The organism is Herbaspirillum sp. SJZ107 (assembly GCF_006715485.1).
Lineage (GTDB): Bacteria > Pseudomonadota > Gammaproteobacteria > Burkholderiales > Burkholderiaceae_D > Telluria.
The window spans coordinates 389,383-409,111 of record NZ_VFNH01000002.1; the positions used below are offsets into that span (position 1 = coordinate 389,383).

General features: G+C 67.5%; 18 protein-coding genes. 14 read left to right on the top strand and 4 right to left on the bottom strand.

Annotated features, from left to right (window positions below; translation table 11 throughout):
• The first annotated feature begins 35 nt into the window (after positions 1 to 35).
• A complete protein-coding gene (locus FBX97_RS11460) occupies positions 36 to 296 on the top strand; it encodes a DUF2442 domain-containing protein (protein WP_141831682.1) in 261 nt (86 codons plus the stop codon).
• Here FBX97_RS11460 and paaX read toward each other — a convergent pair.
• The gene (gene paaX / locus FBX97_RS11465; protein WP_141831684.1) at positions 293 to 1,219 is read right to left on the bottom strand and encodes a phenylacetic acid degradation operon negative regulatory protein PaaX; all 927 of its coding nucleotides are present in this window, start codon (positions 1,217 to 1,219) and stop codon (positions 293 to 295) included. The genes FBX97_RS11460 and paaX overlap by 4 nt on opposite strands.
• Before the next feature lie 93 nt (positions 1,220 to 1,312).
• On the opposite strand from paaX, the gene paaA reads away from it, so the two are divergent.
• The 12 genes from paaA (at position 1,313) to FBX97_RS11525 (ending at position 12,877) form a co-directional block, all read left to right on the top strand.
• Entirely contained in the window at positions 1,313 to 2,302 is a 990-nt protein-coding gene (gene paaA / locus FBX97_RS11470) for a 1,2-phenylacetyl-CoA epoxidase subunit PaaA (protein ID WP_141831686.1), read from the top strand.
• Between the two features lie 137 nt (positions 2,303 to 2,439).
• On the top strand, positions 2,440 to 2,724 hold the full coding sequence (paaB, locus tag FBX97_RS11475; RefSeq protein ID WP_141831688.1) for a 1,2-phenylacetyl-CoA epoxidase subunit PaaB: 285 nt from the start codon (positions 2,440 to 2,442) through the stop codon (positions 2,722 to 2,724).
• Between the two features lie 20 nt (positions 2,725 to 2,744).
• The gene (paaC, locus tag FBX97_RS11480) at positions 2,745 to 3,506 is read left to right on the top strand and encodes a 1,2-phenylacetyl-CoA epoxidase subunit PaaC (protein ID WP_141831690.1); all 762 of its coding nucleotides are present in this window, start codon (positions 2,745 to 2,747) and stop codon (positions 3,504 to 3,506) included.
• 5 nt (positions 3,507 to 3,511) lie between these two features.
• Complete coding sequence (gene paaD / locus FBX97_RS11485) at positions 3,512 to 4,039, top strand: 1,2-phenylacetyl-CoA epoxidase subunit PaaD (RefSeq protein WP_141831692.1); 528 nt, start codon at positions 3,512 to 3,514, stop codon at positions 4,037 to 4,039.
• Between the two features lies 1 nt (position 4,040).
• The gene (paaE, locus tag FBX97_RS11490; protein WP_141831694.1) at positions 4,041 to 5,120 is read left to right on the top strand and encodes a 1,2-phenylacetyl-CoA epoxidase subunit PaaE; all 1,080 of its coding nucleotides are present in this window, start codon (positions 4,041 to 4,043) and stop codon (positions 5,118 to 5,120) included.
• A gap of 198 nt (positions 5,121 to 5,318) precedes the next feature.
• Complete coding sequence (paaG, locus tag FBX97_RS11495; RefSeq protein ID WP_141831696.1) at positions 5,319 to 6,110, top strand: 2-(1,2-epoxy-1,2-dihydrophenyl)acetyl-CoA isomerase PaaG; 792 nt, start codon at positions 5,319 to 5,321, stop codon at positions 6,108 to 6,110.
• A gap of 2 nt (positions 6,111 to 6,112) precedes the next feature.
• Positions 6,113 to 7,705 carry a 3-hydroxyacyl-CoA dehydrogenase PaaH gene (gene paaH, locus FBX97_RS11500; RefSeq protein ID WP_141831698.1) on the top strand — a complete coding sequence of 531 codons (1,593 nt, stop codon included), beginning with the start codon at positions 6,113 to 6,115 and terminating at the stop codon, positions 7,703 to 7,705.
• Positions 7,706 to 7,709: 4 nt separating this feature from the next.
• Positions 7,710 to 8,159: a hydroxyphenylacetyl-CoA thioesterase PaaI gene (paaI, locus tag FBX97_RS11505; RefSeq protein ID WP_255517429.1), complete on the top strand. Its 450-nt coding sequence runs from the start codon at positions 7,710 to 7,712 to the stop codon at positions 8,157 to 8,159.
• A gap of 14 nt (positions 8,160 to 8,173) precedes the next feature.
• On the top strand, positions 8,174 to 9,487 hold the full coding sequence (gene paaK / locus FBX97_RS11510) for a phenylacetate--CoA ligase PaaK (protein WP_141831703.1): 1,314 nt from the start codon (positions 8,174 to 8,176) through the stop codon (positions 9,485 to 9,487).
• 14 nt (positions 9,488 to 9,501) lie between these two features.
• The gene (gene paaY, locus FBX97_RS11515; protein ID WP_141831705.1) at positions 9,502 to 10,095 is read left to right on the top strand and encodes a phenylacetic acid degradation protein PaaY; all 594 of its coding nucleotides are present in this window, start codon (positions 9,502 to 9,504) and stop codon (positions 10,093 to 10,095) included.
• Positions 10,096 to 10,111: 16 nt separating this feature from the next.
• Positions 10,112 to 12,157 carry a phenylacetic acid degradation bifunctional protein PaaZ gene (gene paaZ, locus FBX97_RS11520; protein ID WP_141831707.1) on the top strand — a complete coding sequence of 682 codons (2,046 nt, stop codon included), beginning with the start codon at positions 10,112 to 10,114 and terminating at the stop codon, positions 12,155 to 12,157.
• Between the two features lie 177 nt (positions 12,158 to 12,334).
• A complete protein-coding gene (locus FBX97_RS11525) occupies positions 12,335 to 12,877 on the top strand; it encodes a cupin domain-containing protein (protein ID WP_141831709.1) in 543 nt (180 codons plus the stop codon).
• A 78-nt stretch (positions 12,878 to 12,955) separates the two neighbouring features.
• Here the strand turns inward: FBX97_RS11525 and FBX97_RS11530 are convergent, their stop codons facing one another.
• From FBX97_RS11530 to FBX97_RS11540, 3 genes are all read right to left on the bottom strand, one after another.
• The gene (locus FBX97_RS11530; RefSeq protein ID WP_141831711.1) at positions 12,956 to 13,633 is read right to left on the bottom strand and encodes an HAD-IA family hydrolase; all 678 of its coding nucleotides are present in this window, start codon (positions 13,631 to 13,633) and stop codon (positions 12,956 to 12,958) included.
• A 5-nt stretch (positions 13,634 to 13,638) separates the two neighbouring features.
• Positions 13,639 to 13,881 (bottom strand): hypothetical protein, encoded by a 243-nt coding sequence (locus FBX97_RS11535; protein ID WP_141831713.1) that lies wholly within the window; start codon positions 13,879 to 13,881, stop codon positions 13,639 to 13,641.
• Between the two features lie 86 nt (positions 13,882 to 13,967).
• On the bottom strand, positions 13,968 to 16,622 hold the full coding sequence (locus FBX97_RS11540; RefSeq protein ID WP_141831715.1) for a M1 family metallopeptidase: 2,655 nt from the start codon (positions 16,620 to 16,622) through the stop codon (positions 13,968 to 13,970).
• A 205-nt stretch (positions 16,623 to 16,827) separates the two neighbouring features.
• Here FBX97_RS11540 and FBX97_RS11545 point away from each other — a divergent pair, with 205 nt between their 5' ends.
• Positions 16,828 to 19,692, top strand: coding sequence for a TonB-dependent siderophore receptor (locus FBX97_RS11545; protein ID WP_141831717.1), 2,865 nt, complete (start codon positions 16,828 to 16,830; stop codon positions 19,690 to 19,692).
• The last annotated feature ends 37 nt before the right edge of the window (positions 19,693 to 19,729 follow it).

Consider the following 19,729-nt stretch of genomic DNA (forward strand, 5'->3'; position numbering starts at 1 on the left):
CAGCGCCTATGCTGGGTCAATAAGAAGGAGACGACATGTTGGAGATTTGTCCGAGGCAAACGGCCATCCTCAGCATCGACAGCCGCGGTTTCTGGCTGCGCTGCCGCGATGAGGAACTGTACGTGCCGTTTGCGCTGTTCCCCTGGTTCGAGCACGCCACGGTGGCGCAGCTGTGCCTCGTGCAGTGCATCGGCGAGTCCTGCCTGTACTGGCCGGAACTCGACGTCGAACTGGGGCTGAACCGGCTGCGCAGCCAGATGGTGGCGGCGCAGTATGCGGGCGGGGTGGACTGCTAGCGCAATCCGCCGAAGCGCGCATAGAAGACCGCATCCGCGTCCGGCGCGCCCGCATCCTCGCGCCGCAGCACCTGCATCAGATGGTCTTCCGCCGGCGCCCACACCTGGCGGTAGATCGCCTGTGCCAGCGCATAGGCTTCCGAGCCCGGCCACGGTTGCGGCAGCAGGTCCAGCGGCAGCATCGGGTCGTGCAACTGCACCCGGCGATAGGCGTGGATCAGCAGGCTGCGCATCACGAAGGCGGCCTGCGGTGCCGGGGTTTCTCCAGACTGCAACAGCGCCAGCAGCGGCGTGAAGTCGTCGATGAAGCGGCGGTAGCTGGCCGCCACGCCCGACAAATCCCAGCCTTCGCGCACCAGTTCGCCGAGCGGGCGCGCCCCGACGCCGGGCAGTTCGGTGGCGTTGCAGACGAAGATCCTGCCCTCGCCATCGACGCGTTTCAGGATCTCGGCCAGGCTGCCGGCATCGAAGGCCGGATGCACCAGCAGCCCCGGCGCCAGCATGGCGAAACCTTCCCACTCCAGCTCCTTGCGCACCGCCGCGCGCAGCTCGGCCGTGATGCTGCCGTTGGGGGCGAGCAGCAGGGTCCAGCTGCCGTCCCAGTCGAGCCCGGGTGGCGCGTAGATGCGGCGGTTGGCGCGCTCGAAGCGCGGCCGCGCCTCTTCCAGCAGGGCGTAGGCACTGCGCCGTCCCTCGCGGCTGGCGACCAGCCAGCCTTCCTGCACCAGGCGGAACACGCTGGTGCGCACCAGGCGCTCGGTCGCCCCCATCGGCGCCACCAGTTCGATCAGGCTGCCCAGCCACAGGCGCGTGCCGTGCGGGGCGATGGCGTCGCCGAAGATGGTCATCACCAGCGATTTCGAGCGCGGCGGATCGGTGCTGAGGAAGTGGTCGATCCACTGGTTGCCGGTGAGCTGGGTCATGTTTATTGTACTTCGATATGATTCAAAATTCTGGTGTACATCGCATTTTTTGTATCGTATTATGGATTCAGACACGAGACAAGGGGAGACAGCATGTACGCCCAAATGGTGGAAACCGGCCTCAAGAAAGTGCAGACGGACGCTGACATGAGCGCCGAAGAACAAGCATTCCAGGCCCGTATCGACGCCGGCATCCGCATCGAGCCCAAGGACTGGATGCCGGAAGCCTATCGCAAGACCCTGGTGCGCCAGATTTCGCAGCACGCGCACTCGGAAATCGTCGGCCAGCTCCCGGAAGGGAACTGGGTCACGCGCGCGCCCACGCTGGAGCGCAAGGCGATCCTGCTGGCCAAGATCCAGGACGAAGCCGGCCACGGCCTCTATTTATATAGCGCTGCCGAAACGCTGGGCGTCTCGCGCGACGAACTGCTCGACGCCCTCCACGCCGGCAAGGCCAAGTATTCGAGCATCTTCAATTACCCGACCCTCACCTGGGCCGACATCGGCGCCATCGGCTGGCTGGTCGACGGCTCCGCCATCATCAACCAGATCCCGCTGTGCCGCTGCTCGTACGGCCCGTATGCACGCGCCATGATCCGCGTCTGCAAGGAAGAATCCTTCCACGCGCGCCAGGGCTACGACATCATGATGAAGCTGGCGCAAGGCACGCCCGAGCAGAAGGCGATGGCCCAGGATGCCCTCAACCGCTGGTGGTGGCCTTCGCTGATGATGTTCGGCCCGTCCGACGCCGAATCGGTCAACAGCGCGCAGTCGAGCAAGTGGCGCATCAAGCTGTTCTCCAACGACGAGCTGCGCCAGCGCATGGTCGACCAGACCGTGCCGCAAGCCGAATTCCTCGGCCTGACGATCCCCGATCCGGATCTGACATGGAACGAGGCACGCGGCAGCTACGACTTCGGTGCGATCGACTGGGCCGAGTTCAACGACGTCCTGAAGGGCAACGGCCCGTGCAACCGCGAGCGCCTGCGCACGCGCGTCAAGGCGTGGGACGACGGGGCGTGGTTCCGCGAGGCGCTGGTGGCGCATGCGGACAAGCAGGCGGCCAAGGAAGCCGCCGCATAAGAATAGCCGACCCGTCGCCCCTGCGAAGGCAGGGGCCCAATTTCTTCGCAGGTCACTTATGCAACTTGGGCCCCTGCCTTCGCAGGGGCGACGTTGGTATGCGTTACCGATAACGCACACAAAACACGGAGACAACAATGAGCAAAGAATGGCCCCTGTGGGAAGTATTCATCCGCAGCCAGCACGGTCTCGCCCATAAACACGTGGGCAGCCTGCACGCCCCCGATGCCGCCATGGCGGTCAACAACGCGCGCGACGTCTACACCCGCCGCAACGAAGGCGTCTCGATCTGGGTCGTCAAGGCGGCCGACATCGTCGCCTCCAGCCCGGCCGACAAGGATGCGCTGTTCGAGCCGTCCAACAGCAAGGTCTACCGCCACCCGACCTTCTTCCCGATGCCGGAAGAAGTCAAAAACCTGTGAGGTCTGCAGTGGGATCGACCATGGACGCTCATCAAGCGAAGTTTGAATATCTGCTGCGCCAGGGCGACAACGCCCTGATCCTGTCCCAGCAACTGTCCCAACTGTGCGGCAAGGGACCGGCGCTGGAAGAAGACATGGCGCTGACCAACGTCGCCCTCGACCTGCTCGGGCAAACGCGCATGTGGCTCGGCTATGCCGCCGAGATCGAAGGGCAGGGCCGCGACGAGGATCGCCTGGCCTACCTGCGCGACGTGCGCGCCTTCCGCAACTGCCTGCTGCTTGAGCAGCCGAACGGCGACTATGCGATGGTCATGGTGCGCCAGTTCTTCTTCGACACCTGGCACTACTTCCTGATGCGCGGCCTGCTCGCATCGAGCGACCCGCGCATCGCCGGGATCGCCGAAAAGTCGATCAAGGAAGTGACTTACCACCTGCGCCGCAGCGGCGACCTGGTGGTGCGCCTGGGCGACGGCACCGAGCTCAGCCATGCCAAGATGCAAGCCGCCGTCGACGAACTGTGGACGTATACCGGCGAGATGTTCCTCTACGACGAGGTCGACCGGGCGATGGTGGCCCAAGGTGTCGCACCGGCGCCGGAAGCGCTGCGCGCGGCCTTCCTGCAGCATGTGGCCGAGGTGTTCGACGAAGCGACCTTGCGCATGCCGGCGCCGGATGCCTACATGCAGCGCGGCGGCAAGCAGGGCCGGCACGGCGAGCGGCTCGGCTACATCCTGGCCGAGATGCAGTTCCTGCAGCGTGCCTATCCGGGCGCGGAATGGTAGAGGTGATGAGCGTGGACACACCGCCGGTCGCCATCGAGCAGGTCTGGGCCTGGCTCGCCGATGTTCCCGATCCCGAGATCCCGGTGATCTCGGTGGTGGATCTCGGCATCGTGCGCGACGTCGGCATCGACGACAGCGGTGCCTGCGTGGTGACGATCACCCCGACCTATTCCGGCTGCCCGGCGATGCAGGTGATTGCCGAAGACGTCGAAGCCGCCTTGCGCGCACGCGGCCTGGCCCGCGTGCGCATCGCCACCCAGTTGTCGCCGGCCTGGACCACCGACTGGATGAGCGCCGCCGGCAAGGCTGCGCTGAGCGGCTACGGCATCGCGCCCCCCAGGCAGCAGGTGATCGACATCAGCGCGCTGTCAAAGGGTGTCAAGCGCCATGCGATCCAGCAGCCGCAGGTCGATTGCCCGCACTGCGGCTCCAGCCACACCCGCCTCACCAGCCAGTTCGGCTCGACCCCGTGCAAGGCGCTGTACCAGTGCCTCGACTGCCGCGAGCCTTTCGACTATTTCAAGTGTCACTGACATGAGCACATTCCATCCCCTGACCGTGGCCCAGGTCAAGCATGAAACGCGCGACGCGATCGCCGTCACCTTCGCCGTGCCGCCGCAGCTGAAAGAGACCTTCCAATACCGCCAGGGCCAGCACCTGACCCTGCGCACGATGATCGGCAGCGAGGAAGTGCGCCGTTCGTATTCGATCTGCGCCGCGGTGCAGGACGACCAGCTGCGGGTGGCGATCAAGCGCGTGGCCGGCGGCCTGTTCTCGACCTGGGCCAACCAGGCCCTGAAGCCGGGCATGACGCTGGACGTGATGCCGCCCGAAGGCCGCTTCAACCTGCCGCTGGAACCGGAGAGCCGCCGCCACTACCTCGCGTTTGCCGCCGGCAGCGGCATCACGCCGATCCTGTCGATCGTCAAGACCACGCTGCTGGCCGAGCCGCACAGCCGCTTTACCATCCTGTACGGCAACCGCGCCTCGTCCTCGGTGATTTTCCGCGACGAGCTGGCCGAGCTGAAGGATAGTTATATGGAGCGGCTCAACCTGGTCTACGTGATGAGCCGCGAGCAGCAGGACATCGAGCTGTTCAACGGCCGCATCACCCAGGACAAGTGCCGCCAGCTGTTCCAGCGCTGGCTGCGCGTCGAAGACGTCGACTACGCCTTCGTCTGCGGCCCGGAAGACATGATGCACGGCGTCTCCAACGCACTGCAGGAAGCCGGCATGCCGAAGGAGCGCATCCGCATCGAACTGTTCGCCGCCGCTGCCGCCGGCGCGGTGCGCGAGCCGCGCACCCATTACGGCGCCGGCACGGCCCACCTGACCGAAGTCACCGTGATCATGGACGGCAGCCACGCCAGCTTCACGATGGACAAGGACAAGGAATCCCTGCTCGACGCCGGCCTGCGCGCCGGGATCGACATGCGCTATTCCTGCAAGGGCGGCGTGTGCTCGACCTGCCGCTGCAAGGTGGTGGAGGGGACGGTGGACATGGACGTCAACTACGCGCTCGAGGATTACGAAGTGGCGCGCGGGTTCGTGCTCAGCTGCCAGAGTTTCCCGGTGACGGACAAGGTGGTGGTCGATTTCGATGTGGCGGAGTGAGCGAACATATCACTACTAATACCGTTAGCTGTAGCACGTCATCCCCGCGCAGGCGGGATAGCTGCGCTATCCCTCCAAGTTGCACGCGTTGCGACAGCTCGAGCAACTTGGGCCCCCGCCTTCGCGGGGGCGACGAGCAAACAAAAAAATAATCGCAGCGTCTAACCGAAAAAAGACGTCACCAGAGGAGACACTCTCATGACCTACGAAACCATCCAGTTCAACATCGACAAGGGCATCGCCGTCCTCACCCTCAACCGCCCCGACCGCCTGAACAGTTTTACCCAGGCCATGCACCGCGAAGTGCGCGCCGCACTCGACCAGGTGCAGGCCGACAAGACCGTCCGCGTGCTGCTGCTGACCGGGGCCGGGCGCGGCTTTTGCGCCGGCCAGGACCTGAACGACCGCGCGGTCGAGCCGGGGGCGCCGGGCGTCGACCTCGGCGAATCCGTCGAAAAATACTACGCCCCGCTGGTCATGACCCTGCGCACGCTGCCGATGCCGGTGATCTGCGCCGTCAACGGCGTGGCTGCCGGCGCCGGTGCCAACCTGGCGCTGGCCTGCGACATCGTGCTGGCGGCGAAGTCCGCCAGCTTCATCGAAGCCTTCAGCAAGCTGGGCCTGATCCCCGACACCGGCGGCACCTGGGCCTTGCCACGCCTGATCGGGCCGGCGCGCTCGATGGGCCTGGCCATGCTGGGCGAGCGCCTGCCGGCGGAAAAGGCCGAGGAATGGGGCCTGATCTGGCGCTGCGTCCCCGACGATGCGCTGATGCTGGAAGCGATGGCCATGGCCGAGCACTTCGCCGCCGCGCCCACGAAAGGCCTGGCCTATACCAAGAAGGCCATGCTGGTCAGCTCGACCAACACGCTCGAGCAGCAGCTGGCGCTGGAAGCGTCGATGATGCGCGAGCTGGGCTACAGCCACGACTACCGCGAAGGCGTGGCCGCCTTCATCGACAAGCGCCAGCCGCAATTCAGGGGAGAGTGATCATGGCCCAGGCACTGGATAAAAGCGGCATCGTCGGCGTGGCCGGCAGCGGCGCCATGGGCGCCGGCATCGCCCAGGTGGCGGCCGTCGCCGGGCACACGGTGCGCCTGTTCGACGCCCGCCCGGACGCGGTCGCCAAGGCGATCGCCGACATCGGCACAGTATTCGCGAAGCTGGTCGAGAAAGGCCGCATGGGCGCCACGGAGGCCGATCTTGCGCGCGAGCGCCTGCAGCCGGCCGCTTCGCTGCAGGATTTCAAGGATGCCGCGCTGGTGGTCGAAGCGGTGGTCGAAGACCTGGAAGTCAAGCGCACGCTGTTCCGGCAGCTGGAAGGCATCGTCGGCGACAACTGCATTCTCGCCACCAACACCTCGTCGATCTCGGTAACGGCGATCGCCGCCCCGCTGGCGCGCCCCGAACGCCTGGTCGGCATGCATTTCTTCAATCCGGTGCCGTTGATGGCGCTGGTCGAAGTCATCAGCGGCGTCGCCACCGCCAAGGACGTCGCCGCCACCGTGGCCGCCACCGCCGCCGGCTGGGGCAAGCAGCCGGTGCACGCGACGTCCACGCCCGGCTTCATCGTCAACCGCGTGGCGCGGCCGTTCTATGCCGAGGCGCTGCGCCTGCTGGGCGAACAGGCCGGTGACCCGGCCACGCTGGACGCCGTGATGCGCGATGCCGGCGGCTTTCGCATGGGACCGTTCGAACTGATGGACCTGATCGGGCACGACGTGAATTTTTCTGTCACCCAGTCGGTGTTCAATGCCTATTTCAACGACCCGCGCTTCACGCCTTCGGTGCTGCAGCAGGAGCTGGTGAATGCGGGCTTCCTCGGCCGCAAATCCGGACGCGGCTTCTATCGTTACGGCGACGAGGCACCGCGTATCGAAGCGAAAACCGAACCGCTGGCGCAGCGGCCGCAAACGGTGCGCGTCACCCGCGTGCGCCAGTTCCACGAACCGGTGTTCGACGCGCTGCACGATGTGGTCAACGCGCGCCTGGCGGCGGCCGGCGTCGCGGTCAGCCATCCCGGCCTGCTCGATGGTGTCGAGGGCCGCGAGGCACCGGCCTTCCACGTCCATGGCGCCAGCATCTTCCTGACCGACGGCCGCAGCGCCACCCAGCGCGCCTTCGACGACGGCGTCCCGGACACCATCCTGTTCGACCTGATGCTCGACCCGACCAAGGCCACGCGCATCGCGCTGGCCCGCGCCGACCAGTGCAGCGAGGCCGCGTGGCAGGCGGCAGTCGGCCTGTTCCAGGCGGCCGGTTTTGCGGTCACGCGCCTGGACGACGTGCCCGGCATGGCGGTGATGCGCACGGTCGCGATGCTGACCAACGAGGCCGCTGATGCCGTCAACCAGGGCGTGTGCAGCGCCCAGGCGGTGGACCTCGCGATGCAGAAGGGCGTCAATTATCCGTGCGGTCCGCTGGCCTGGGCCGGCCAGATCGGCCTGCAGCACGTCGTGGCGGTGCTGGCCAACCTGGCGGCGATCTATGGCGAGGACCGCTACCGCGTGTCGCCGCTGCTGCGCCGCAAGCTGTATGCCCATCCGGAGGGGGCACTCTCAGTTGCTCGATTCTATGCAGCTTGACTCGATGAACGACCTGCAGGCACTGGCCGAACTGGCCGGCAAGACCATGTACGAGCGCGATCCGGCCAGCCAGGCACTGGGCATGAGGCTGGACGCGATCCGGCCCGGCTACGCGCGCATGTCGATGCCGGTGCGCGCCGACATGCTGAACGGCCACGGCACCTGCCACGGCGGCTACATCTTCATGCTGGCCGACAGCGCGTTCGCCTTTGCCTGCAATTCGCATAATTTCAACACGGTCGGCGCCGGCTGCACGATCGACTACCTCTCTCCCGGCCGCGAAGGCGACGTGCTGGTGGCCGAAGCGGTCGAGCAGGCGCTGTCCGGCAAGACCGGCGTCTACGACATCGTGGTCAGCAACCAGGAAGGGCGCAAGCTGGCGCTGTTCCGCGGCAAATCGCACCGCGTGGGCGGCATGGTGGCCGACCTCGGCACGCATGGCGGCACGGAATAAAAGGAGACTGAAAGATGGTGCAACGTACACCGCACACCGGCGAACTGGAACCGATCGAGCGCGCCAGCCGCGACGAATTGCAGGCCCTGCAACTGGAACGCCTGAAGTGGAGCCTGAAGCACGCCTACGATAACGTGCCGCACTACCGCCGCGCCTTCGACGAGGCCGGCGTGCATCCCGACGACTTGAGGTCGCTGGGCGACCTGGCGAAATTCCCGTTCACCGACAAGAAGACGCTGCGCGACAACTACCCGTTCGGCCTGTTTGCGGTGCCGCGTGAACAGGTGGTGCGCGTGCACGCGTCGAGCGGCACCACCGGCAAGCCGACCGTGGTCGGCTATACCCAGAACGACATCGATACCTGGGCGAACGTGGTGGCGCGCTCGATCCGCGCCGCCGGCGGGCGCCGCGGCGACATGGTCCACGTCGCCTACGGCTACGGCCTGTTCACCGGCGGCCTCGGCGCCCACTACGGCGCCGAGCGCCTGGGCTGTACCGTGATCCCGATGTCGGGCGGCCAGACCGAGAAGCAGGTGCAGCTGATCCAGGATTTCAAGCCCGCGATCATCATGGTCACGCCCTCCTACATGCTGAACATCGTCGAGGAATTCCAGCGCCAGGGAATCGATCCGGCCAAGTCTTCGCTGCAGGTCGGCATCTTCGGCGCCGAACCCTGGACCGATGCGCTGCGCAGGGAGATCGAAGCGCGTGCCGGCATCGATGCGGTCGACATCTACGGCCTGTCCGAAGTGATGGGGCCGGGCGTGGCCAGCGAGTGCATCGAGAGCAAGGATGGCCCGGTCATCTGGGAAGACCATTTTTATCCGGAGATCATCGACCCCGACACCGGCGAAGTGCTGCCGGACGGCGCCGAGGGGGAGCTGGTGTTCACCTCGCTGACCAAGGAAGCGCTGCCCATCATCCGCTACCGCACGCGCGACCTGACGCGCCTGCTGCCGCCGACGGCGCGTGCGATGCGGCGCATGGGCCGCATCAACGGCCGCTCGGACGACATGCTGATCATCCGCGGCGTCAACGTGTTCCCGAGCCAGGTCGAGGAACTGATCCTCGGCATGCCGGCGCTGGCGCCGCACTACCAGCTGGTGGTCACGCGCGACGGCCATCTCGACGCCCTCGAAGTCCACTGCGAACTGCGCGAAGGCGAGGTGCCGATGGACCTGGCCGACGCCGTCGGACGCGACCTGCAGCACCGCATCAAGACCCATATCGGCGTGACCACGAACGTCAAGCTGCTGCCGGCGCAGGGCATCGAACGTTCCCTGACCGGCAAGGCGCGGCGCGTGCTCGACAAGCGCCCGAAACAATGAGGGACCGAGAGACGATGGTAAAAGTCTACGAAATCGACGGCCTGCGTCCGGTGATCCACCCGAGCGCCTACGTGCATCCCACCGCGGTGCTGATCGGCGACGTGATCGTCGGTGCGCGCTGCTACGTTGGCCCGCTGGCTTCGCTGCGCGGCGACTTCGGCCGCCTGGTCCTGGAAGAGGGCGCCAACGTGCAGGACACCTGCGTGATGCACGGTTTTCCCGAAGACGACACCGTGGTCGAGGTGGATGGCCACATCGGCCATGGCGCCGTGCTGCACGGCTGCCGCGTCGGGCGCAATGCGATGGTCGGCATGAATGCGGTGGTGATGGACAAGGCCGTGGTCGGTGCCGAATCCATCGTCGGCGCGGCGGCCTTCGTCAAGGCCGGCATGCTGATCCCGCCGCGCAGCCTGGTGCTGGGTGCCCCGGCGCGCGTGATGCGCGCGGTGACGGACGAGGAGCTGGCGTGGAAGAGTTACGGGACGCGGCAATACCACGACCTGAACCTGCGCTCGATGCAGACGATGCGCGAGGTGGAGGCCTTCACCGAGGTGGAAGAAGGCCGGCGGCGCCTGGTGTTCGACGAGCCGCATCGGCCTAAAAAATAACTGGAGGAGACAAAACATGCCCACCACCCTGCAAAGCCACATCGCCGGCCGCTGGCACGGCGTCGAGGCCCAGACCCCGCTGCACAGCGCCCTCGACGACAAGCTGATCTTCCACACCCATCTTGAGCAAATCGATTTCGACGAAGCCCTGAGCTACGCCCGCCAGACCGGCATCCGCAGCCTAATGCAGCTGGACTTCCAGAAGCGTGCCCAGCGCCTGAAAGCCCTGGCTCTGTACCTGATGGAGCGCAAGGAAGCGCTGTACGAGATCTCGCATCTGACCGGCGCCACCCGTCCCGACAGCTGGGTCGACGTCGAAGGCGGCATCGGCACCCTGTTTGCCTATGCCAGCATGGGCTCACGCGAGCTGCCCTCGTCGAACGTGCTGCACGAAGGCCCGGCCATGGCGCTCGGCAAGCGCGGCGGCTTTGCCGGCACCCACATCCTGGTGCCGCGCGGCGGCGTCGCGGTGCACATCAACGCCTTCAACTTTCCGATCTGGGGCCTGCTCGAAAAATTCGCGCCCACTTTTCTCGCGGCCATGCCCTGCATCGCCAAGCCGGCCACCGCCACCAGCTACCTCACGCACGCCGTCGTCAAGATGATGATGGAATCCGGCCTGGTGCCGGAAGGCGCGCTGCAGCTGGTCATCGGCGGCACCGGCGACCTGCTGGACCGCTTGAGCGGCTTCGATGCCGTCACCTTCACCGGCTCGGCCGACACCGCCGTCAAATTGCGCAGCAACACCAACCTGCTGCGCCAGGGCGTGCCGTTCACGGCCGAGGCGGATTCGCTGAACGCCGCCATCCTGGCGCCGGACATCACGCCCGACGATCCGGAATTCGATTTGTTCGTGAAGGAAGTCGCGCGCGAGATGACCGGCAAGGCCGGCCAGAAGTGCACGGCGATCCGGCGCGTGATCGTGCCCGAGCGGCACGTCGACGCCGTCGGCGAACGCCTGCGCGCGCGCCTGGCAAAGATCGTGGTCGGCAATCCGAAGGTCGAGGGCGTGCGCATGGGCGCGCTGGCGTCGAAAGAGCAGCACCGCGACGTCAGCGAGCGCGTCGAAATGCTAGCGCGCGGCAACGAAGTCCTGTTCAGCGGCCGCGACGGTGCCAAGCCGGTGGGCGAGGGCGCCGCCAATGGCGCCTTCTTCGCGCCGACGCTGATCCTGTGCCGCAACGCCATGGTCAACGATGCCGTGCACGACATCGAAGCCTTCGGCCCGGTCAGCACCATGATGAGCTACCGCGACATCGACGGAGCCCTCGACCTGGCAGCGCGCGGCCGCGGCAGCCTGGTGACCACGCTGGTCACGCGCGACCCGGCACTGGCGGCGCATGCGGTGCCGATCGCGGCAAGCACGCACGGCCGCGTGCATATCCTGGAGCGCGAGGCGGCGGTCGACTCCACCGGCCACGGTTCGCCGTTGCCGCAGCTGAAGCACGGCGGCCCGGGCCGCGCCGGCGGCGGCGAAGAGCTGGGCGGCATCCGTGCCGTCAAGCACTTCCTGCAGCGGGCCGCGGTGCAGGGCTCGCCGACCATGCTCACCGCGGTGACCAGCGAATACGTGCGCGGCGGCGCGGTCAAGGAAACCGAGGTGCATCCGTTCCGCCGTTATTTCGAGGACCTCGAGATCGGCCACTCGCTGCTGACGCACCGGCGCACCGTCAGCGAGGCCGACATCGTGAATTTCGGCGGTGTCTCGGGCGACTATTTCTATATGCACTTCGACGAGATCGCGGCGAAGGACACGCAGTTCGGCAAGCGCATCGCGCACGGCTACTTCGTGCTGTCGGCCGCCGCCGGGCTGTTCGTGTCGCCGGCACCGGGACCGGTGCTGGCCAATTACGGCCTCGACAACCTGCGCTTCGTGGCCCCGGTGGCGATCGGCGACACCATCCGCGCCCGTCTCACCTGCAAGCGCAAGGTCGACCGCAACCGCACGGACGAGCAGGGGCGCGGCCAGGGCGTGGTGGCGTGGGACGTGCAGGTGACCAACCAGAACGAGGAACTGGTGGCCAGCTACGACATCCTGACCCTGGTGCAGAAGCGCGCCTGAGCAAAATCGTTGCGCGCGCTACCCACAAAGGATGAGCGCGCTCAACGCCTGCACCGGAAGCGCAGCTTCGGCGCCCGATCGGGCGCGCACATTCTCACCGGAACAGCGATCCGGCCGCCAGTTGCGCTATCCTAGTCGGGTCGAAACACGTGTCCAATCAACAAGGAGCAGCGTCCCATGTCCAGGCTAGACTTGAGCAGTATTCCCGTGCTGACCGGCACCGATTACCCCGAACCCTTCGCCGAGGCCGTCAACGGACGCAGCCGCCAGGCGCTGGGCGAGGCCGGCGGCCTGAGCCAGTTCGGCGTCAACCTGGTCGAACTGCAGCCGGGCGCCGCGTCGTCGCAGCGCCACTGGCATTCCCACGAAGATGAATTCGTCACGGTGGTGTCGGGCGAATTGACCCTGGTGACGGACGAGGGCGAGACCCTGATGCGCGCCGGCGATTGCGCGGCCTTCCCGGCCGGGCGGCCGAACGGCCATCACCTGATCAACAAGGGCTGGGGCACGGCGCTGTTCCTGGTGGTGGGGTCGCGCATTCCCCAGGACCGCGTCACCTATGCAGACATCGACCTGATCTGGGACAACAGCGCCGATCAATATACGCACCGCGACGGCACCCCGTATCCAAAGGCGGCAGCAGCCGCGTCGGGCTTTCCGGCGCAGCCGCTGGCCATCGATCCTGAAATCCTGAAGCCGCGCGTGTACCGCCACGACTGATCACGCTTCCGAATCTGCTTCCGATGCCGCTGCGGCCCGGCGCCGCCCCGCGGCTGCGGGACGGCGGAGCAGGCCGCGTCAGCCCGCGGCTTGCAGGCGCAGGCCGCCTTCCGGCAGTGTGACGGCGCGCAGCTGCTCGTAGTCGAGCACCGCCACCACGTCCGTCTCCAGCGGATGCGCATGCGTCGTGGTGACTACCACGCTCGCCATCCCGGCCGCCGCTGCCGATTGCAGCCCGGCCAGCGTATCTTCGAACACCAGGCAATCGCCGGCTGCCACGCCGAGCTTGCGCGCGCCCAGCAGGAAGGGATCGGGTGCCGGCTTGCCGCGTTCGACGTCTTCGGCGGCCACCAGTACTTGCGGCGTCGGCAGGCCGGCGGCGGCGATGCGTGCCTCGGCCAGCTTGCGCGGCGCCGAGGTGACGATCGCCCAGCGCTGCGGCGGCAGGCTGGCGAGGAAGTCGGCGGCGCCGCGGATCGCTTCGATGCCGGCCACGTCCTCGATCTCGGCCAGGGTGATGCGCGCGGCTTCCGCCACCGGGTCGACGCCGGGCAGCGCCAGCGCGCGGATGGTTTCCTCGGTGCGCTTGCCGTGGATGGTCGGCAGGAAGGCGGCGACGTCGAGGCCGTGGCCGGCGGCCCAGTCGCCCCAGACGCGCTCGGCGGCCTTGATCGAGGTGAGGATGGTGCCGTCCATGTCGAACAGGAAGGCGGAGAAATGGCGGTCGGGGAGTTGCGTCTGGGTGGTGTGGGGCATGCTGGTCAGTCGAGTTTCCTGGAATTGATCTTGCGGACGTAGCGGTCGTGCACGTGCTGGCTGATGAAGCTGCCGAGGCCGTGGCCGGCCTGGGCCAGTGCCTGCATGCGGGCGATGTTGGCGGCGCCGGCGCTGTCCTCGGTGTAGAGGTAGCGCTCGCCATTCCTGAACTGGACGATGATCTGTCCGGCATCGATGTCGTAGGCGACGACGCCGGAGTCGCCGCCGCTGTTCCTGTAGCGCTGCATGGGGTGTCCTTTGCGTCCTGGCGAGCCGATTGTAACGGCTCGCCGCGGACGGCGGCGGACGGCAGCGGATGGCGCCCGTGGGCGGATCAGGAGCGGCGCGCGGCGATCCGGTCCGCCGCCTCGACCAGGCGGGCTTTTTCGTCCTGGCGGAAGCGCACGGTCTGCATGCTGTCGGCCAGGGTGTCGGCCATGCCGGCGTCGATCTGGTCCTTGACCCAGGCCTGCAGCGTGGCCGCCGGGATGCCGGCCCAGAACACCTCGGGCACGGTCTTGGCCAGCACGTTCGGGCGGTTGCCCGGGTTGGCCGCGGTCAGCCGGTCGAGCTGGCCGGTGAAGGTGGTCCACGCCAGCTGCGGATGCTCGCCGGCCAGCGCCAGCACCAGGTTCAGGCGCAGCACGTCGGCCTGCGGCGGGATTTCGGGCGAGAGCGCGATCGCGGCCGCCCGGGCCGCCAGCTGCGGGTCGCGCACGCGCATCAGGATCGGGTAGAAGCGGCGCACCTCGGTCTCGTTCTTGGCCGCGCGCGCGATCGCGTGCAGCTGGTCGAAGGTGGCGGCGTCGGCGTGCTGGGCGACGACGGTCAGCACCGCCGCCTGCTCGTCCGGGGCCAGGCTGGCGCGGTCTTGCACGAAAGCGTCGAAGCGGCGGCGTGCATCGGCCAGCGTGTCCGGGTCGTCCCAGGCGCCCAGGTGGGCCACCAGGTTGCGCTGCAGGCGCTGCAAACCGGCGGTCTGGGCTCCGCCGGCCGCGCCCATGCCGGCGGCGACCGGCTTCACCAGCCCGCGTGCCCAGGCGACGAAGGCGGCGTGGCCGGATGTGCCGCGTTCGGCGCGTTCGATGGTGTCGAGGGCGCCCAGGATCTGGTTCCAGGCCCGTTCGTTGGGACGGTCGCCCATCGCCTGCGCCAGCGCCAGGTAGCTGTCCAGCGGCCGGCGGCCGCTTTCCACCAGCGCCCACTGGTCGTCCAGCAGGGCGATGCGGTCGCCGTCCGGCAGGGCCGCGAACTGGCGCGTGTTCAGGGCCAGCAGGGCATCGTCGTAGGCGACGCGGAAGAAACCGTCGGCGTCCGCGTTCAGCGACAGCGGCTGGTCGCAGCGGCCGGCGGCGACACGCTGGCCATCCTTTTCCAGCAGCACCGATTGCGGCGCCGCGGTGCCGACGCGCATGCGCAGCGGCACGGCCCAGCGCGGCTGTGCCGGGGCCTCGCCCTGCAGCAGGAAGCGCGACTGCGCCAGCGTCAGCGTGCGCGCGCCGGCGGCGTCGCATTCGGCGCGGGCGGCGACCAGCGGGAAGCCGGGCTGTTCGATCCAGTCGCGCGCCAGGCCGGCGACGTCGCGGCCGCTGGCCGCGCCCAGCGCATTCCACAGGTCGGTGCTGGTCGCATTCCCGTACTGGCGCGCCTTCATGTAGGCGCGGATGCCATCGCGGAAGCGGTCCGGGCCGAGATAGGCTTCGAGCATGCGCAGCACGGCCTGGCCCTTGTTGTAGATGATCAGCGGATCGGCATTGTTCTGCGGCTCGAGTTCGTTCTCGACCGGGTAGTGCACGGCGCGCGAAGCCAGGCGCGCGTCGACCCGCATCGCCGCTTCCTTGCCGGCGTCTTCCGCTTCGCGCACGCGCCACGCCGGGTTGCGCTTGTCGGTCTCCTTGGCGGCGGCCCAGGAAGCGAAGCTCTCGTTGAGCCAGATGTCGTCCCACCAGCCCATCGTCACCAGGTCGCCAAACCACTGGTGCGCCATCTCGTGCGCCGAGATGCTGAAGACCAGCTGGCGGTTGTCGAGGGTGGAAGCGGGCGTGAGCAGCAGGGTCTGGTCGTTGTAGGTGATCGCGCCCCAGTTTTCCATCGCCCCCTGGAAGCCGCCCGGCACGGCGATCGCATCGAGCTTGGGCAGCGGGAAGGCCACGCCGAAGTAATCGTTGTAGTCGAGCAGGATGGTGCGCGCGTCTTCGAGCGCCTGCTTGCCGTTCTGTTCCTGGCCGCGCACGGCCCAGACGTTGATCGCGGTGGCGCCGGCGCGGGTGCCGATGCTGGCCATGTCGCCGCCGGTGAATTCGACCAGGTAGGACGACATCGACGGCGAGCGTTCGAAGGTGGTGGTGGCCAGGTCGCCGTGGACCACGCGGCGCTTGACCGGCATGTTCGAGATCGCCGCCCATGCGGCCGGGACGGTCGCGGTCAGCTCGAAACGGGCGCGGAAGGCCGGCTCGTCCCAGCAGGGAAACATGCGGCGCGCATCGGTGGCTTCGAACTGGGTCGACAGCAGGATGTCGCGGCTGCCGTCCGGCTTCTGGAAGGGCTGGGCGAACAGGCCGCGCGGGCCGCTCTCGATCCTGGCATCGTAGGCCAGGTTCAGCACGTGGCGCCCGGGCCCGGCCTTGGCCGCCAGCGTCACGGTGACGATCTCGCGCTTGGGGTCGATGCTGACCGCCTTCACCGGCTTGCCGTCCAGGCGCACGTTGGCGAACTGCATCCCGATGGCGTTGAACTGGATGGTGTCGGTCGCTTCGTCGAAGCGCAGGTCGATCGATCCGGTGCCGCGCAGCGTGCGCTTGGCCACGTCCGGCACGATCGCGATCCGGTAGTCCAGCGGGACCACGTTCTTGGGCAGGTGGCCGGGCGCGGCGGCGAAGGAAAACGGGGCTTGCGGGGTGGCCGGAACGGCAGCGGGCGCGGCAGCGGCATCGAAGGTCAGGACGAGCGACGCCCACAGCGCGGCGCGGGCGAATGGAATGCGGGACATGGACGGATCTCCTTGGACTCATCCCAACTTAGGCGTCCGCATGAGCACGTGTCAATTCATTTTTTGCCAAATAACATTGTTTCGTTACATGAAAGTGAACAGAAGCGAATTTCCAGATTTCGTTTGACACAAGATTTTCCGCGTTACTACATTAAAAAAGACCACTGCAAACACAACCACAACAGCAGGCACCCAAGGAGAGAACATGTCCAGCAACATGAAAGTCTTGCCGCGCGCAATCCGCCACCTGGTGGCGGCCGGCGCGTTTTCCGCCGCCTTCGTGTCGGGCGCGATGGCCCAGCAGCAGCCGGGGCCGACCGCGCCGCAAGCCGACGGCCTGCCGGCGGGTGGCGTCCAGCGCGTCGAGATCACCGGTTCCTACATCCGCCGCGCCGACGGCGAAACGCCGAGCCCGGTCCAGGTGCTGAATGCCAAGGACTTGCGCAATTCCGGCTATACCTCGGTCGGCGAAGTGCTGCAGAACCTGACCGCGAACGGCGCCGGCACGCTGAGCCAGAACTTCACGGGCGGCTTCGCGGCGGGCGGCAGCGGCATCTCCTTGCGCGGCCTGAACAACAACGCGACCCTGGTGCTGATCGACGGCCACCGCATGGCCTCGTATCCGCTGGCCGACGACGGTTCGCGCTCGTTCGTCGACATCTCCAACATTCCGTTCGAAGCGGTCGAGCGCATCGAGATCCTGAAGGACGGCGCCTCGGCCGTGTACGGTTCGGATGCGATGGCCGGCGTGGTCAACGTGATCCTGAGGAAGAACTTCAACGGCACCACGCTGTCGGCCGAGAAGGGTATCGCCACCGAGGGCGGCGGCAAGACCGAGCACTTCACGGCGACCTTCGGCCGCGGCGACCTCGACGCCGACGGCCACAACGCCTACATCAGCCTCGAATACCGGCACCAGGATCCGATCTACTACACCCAGCGCAAGGGCAAGGGCATCTGGCAGGAGCTGGACATGAGCCGCTTCGGCGGCGCCAACAAGGCGCTCGGCGTGTTCACGCCGCAGAACACGGCGCCGCTGACCCTGTCGCCCTACCTGCTGAATCCGAACGTGCCGCGCGTGGCCGGCGCCGACAACAGCGCCGCCTTCTCGTTCTTCCCGGGGACCGCCTGCGCCAGCTATGCCCAGGTGGCCTCGGGTGGCTGCGCCTACGACGATCCGACCAAGCAGATCCAGCCCATGACCGAGAACGTCAACATCCTCGCCAGCTACACGCAGAAGCTGGGCGGCGACTGGCGCGCCGACCTCAAGGCGTCGATGTTCGAGAGCCGCGTCCGCCTCAACCAGGGCATCACGAATTTCCCGTCCTCGTACGGCAGCCAGCTCGAACTGATGTCGGGCGTGGCGCCGCACTACATTCCGAATTCGGCGATCCCGGCGATCCGCATCCCGGCCGGCTACCCGGGCAATCCGTTCGGCGTGCCGGCCATCGTGCGCGGACCGATCCCGGACGCGCCCGAGCACTACATCACCACCGATTCGCGCGCCTACCGCCTGGCGGCCGACTTCACCGGCAGCTGGCACGACTGGGACCTGGCCTTCTCGCTCGGCTACACCCGCAACAACCTGGAACGCAAGAACCACGGCGCCCTGAACACGCCGGCGCTGAACGCGGCGCTGAACCGAGCGGCCAATCCCTACCTGATCTACGGCGCCAACAGCGCTGCCGACCTGCAAACGATCTTCCGCACCCCGCGTTCGTTCGACACCTCGGAACTCGACTTCGCCGAAGCCCGTGCCGGCCGTTCGCTGATGAAGCTGGCCGGCGGCGACCTGCAGGTCAGCGCCGGCCTGAGTGCCTTCCACACCAAGCTGTCGGCGCCGGCCGCGCCGAACGCGGACGGCATCGTCAACGGCGCCTATGCCTTCGGCTCGGAGACGGTCAACTCGGCCTATGCGGAATTCACCGCGCCGGTGCTCAAGAACCTGGAAATCGACGGCGCGGTGCGCTACGACCGCTACAGCCTGGCCGGCAATTCGACCACGCCGAAGCTGGCCTTCAAGTTCACGCCAAACGCCGTGTTCGCGCTGCGCGGCACGCTGGCCAAGGGCTTCCGCGCGCCGGGCCCGGCCGAAAACGGCAACTCGGCCAGCGCCGGCGGCGTCGGCAGCAATGCCGACCCGGTGCTGTGCGCGGGCGGCTACCGGCCGGACGGACGCTATCCGGCGGGCACCGTGATCGCGTCCTGCAACGAGTCGCTGATCGGCCTGACCACCACCAATCCCGACCTCAAGCCCGAGCACTCGGTGTCGGCCACGCTGGGCCTGATCCTGGAACCGGTGCGCGGCTGGAGCACGACGGTGGACCTGTACCAGATCCGCGTCAGCGACCAGATCGTCGGCGGCCCGCTGGCCGGCACCCCGGTGCGCATCGCGCCGGTGCCGAGCGACTGCGCCGACGGCAACGGCGGCACGGTCACCTGCACCCCGAGCATCGGCCGCATCGCCTACTACCCGGCGACGCCGATCAACGCCAACAGCACGCGCACCCGCGGCGTCGAATTCGATACCCGCTACCGCTGGAACCTGGGCAGCTACGGCCGCCTGCGCGCCGACTTCCAGTATGCGCACGCGTTCAGCTACACGATGACGATCGGCGGCCAGGAATACGAACTGGCCGGCGGCCACGGCCCGGCCGGCATCGGCGCCGACACCGCCAACCCGAAGGACCGCGCCCAGTTCGAGCTCGGCCTGGAGCGCGGCCCGTGGGAAGCGACCACCACGCTGCACTGGGTGAAAGGCTACGACCTGACCGACCCGACCCAGGGCCAGTCCACCTGCGAGGAAGGCGCGGCGATGAACGGCGTGTTCCCGAGCGGGAACGTGCCGCAGAACTTCTGCCGGGTCGGTTCCTTCATGCAGACCGACCTGACGGTGAATTACAAGATGACCGGCCAGTGGACGCTGCACGCCTCGGTGCGCAACATGTTCAACCGCCAGCCGCCGGCCGACGTCAGCACCTACGGCAGCGGCTATCCGTACAACCTGTCGCTGCACTCGGCGGGCGCGGTGGGCCGCTTCGTCAACGTCGGCGCGGTGTACCGCTTCTGACGGTATGAAGAAGGTATAAAAAAGCCGCCCCCGCACA